At 73.7% G+C, this 1,315-nt stretch carries 1 protein-coding gene; it reads right to left on the bottom strand.

All coding sequences use genetic code 11. The annotated features are described in order from the left end of the window. Positions 1-747: 747 nt before the first annotated feature. A complete protein-coding gene (locus SSBG_RS17150; RefSeq protein WP_008747361.1) occupies positions 748-1,248 on the bottom strand; it encodes a peptidylprolyl isomerase in 501 nt (166 codons plus the stop codon). Positions 1,249-1,315 lie beyond the last annotated feature (67 nt).

Genomic DNA, 1,315 nt, shown 5'->3' with positions numbered 1-1,315 from the left:
CCGGGGGGTGGGGTGGGCGCGCGGGCGCTTGAGGGGAAGCGCTAAGGGGGCGGCGCCCCGGCGGGGGAAGCGCTAAGGGGGCGGCGCCCGGCGGGGGAAGCGCTAAGGGGGCGGCGCCCGGCGGGGGAAGCGCCAAGGGGGCGGCGCCCGGCGGGGGAAGCGCCAAGGGGGAGGGGCTACAGGAGGGCGCGGGGCAGGGAGCGTGGGGGCGCGAGGGCGTGGGAGGACGCGGAGGCGGCGATATGGGAGGGCGAGGGGGCGAAGGGTGGAGTGCCCGAGCGCGGGGAGGGCCGGAGTCGAGGCACGGCGAGGCGGAGAACGCCGGGTGATGCGACGCCGGGGCGGCACGGACACGGGGCGGCGGAGACAGCGGCACCGGCGTGCCCGAGGCGCCGCAAGCCGGGACACCCGGCGGCGGGAGGGCCGGCGGCGGGAGGGCCGGCGGCCCGAGAGGGACTTGCGCGTGGGGGACTTGCGCGAGGGGGACGGGTGCGCGGGACGGACACCGGCCAACGCGATCCGCCGCCGGAGGCGCCCCGGTCCTCCGGCGGCGGGCGGACGAGAGAGGCCGTCCGGCTCACCACACAGAAGGGCCCCGCCGGAAGGGACACCCCGCGTCACCACAGCCCGTCGAGGGGAACACCCGCGCGCGTCTCACCAGGCAACTCCCCCGAAGACGACGGCGGGCGGACAGGCACCCACGCCCACCCGCCCGCCACCACGCCTTCGGCGCGAGACGAGACGCCGTCAGCCGACGATCTCCGCGCGCTCGATGACGACATCGTCCTTCGGCACGTCCCGCATCCCGTTCCTGATCCCGGTCGGCACCGCCTTGATCTCGTCGACCACGCCCTGCCCCTCCACGACCTTCCCGAAGACGGCGTACCCCCAGCCCTGCGGGTTCTTCCCACTGTGGTCGAGGAAGTCGTTGTCCTTGACGTTGACGAAGAACTGCGCCGTCGCCGAGTGCGGGTCGCTCGTACGCGCCATCGCCACGGTGTACGTGGTGTTCTTGAGCCCGTTGTCCGCCTCGTTCTGCACGGCGGCCCGCGTCGGGCGCTGCTTCATCGCGGTGTCGAAACCGCCGCCCTGGACCATGAACCCGTTGATGACCCGGTGGAAGATCGTCCCGTCGTAGTGCCCGTCCTTGACGTACTGGACGAAGTTCGCCACCGTCTGCGGCGCCTTCTCCTCGTCAAGCGCCAGCACGACATCCCCGCGATTCGTGGTCAGCTTCACCTGCGTCATACGGCTCTCCTTCAATGCGACCAGGACAATCCCCGCATTGTGCCAGCGCGGGGGCGGGGCCCCCTCC

Source organism: Streptomyces sp. SPB074, from assembly GCF_000154905.1.
GTDB lineage: Bacteria > Actinomycetota > Actinomycetes > Streptomycetales > Streptomycetaceae > Streptomyces.
Note: the sequence above shows the minus strand (reverse complement) of the source record. Positions and strands in the feature narration are given on the sequence as shown.

Coding starts and splice junctions, on each gene's coding strand:
- SSBG_RS17150 (WP_008747361.1), bottom strand. CDS start 1,248: ATGACGCAGGTGAAGCTGACCACGAATCGCGGGGATGTCGTGCTGGCG.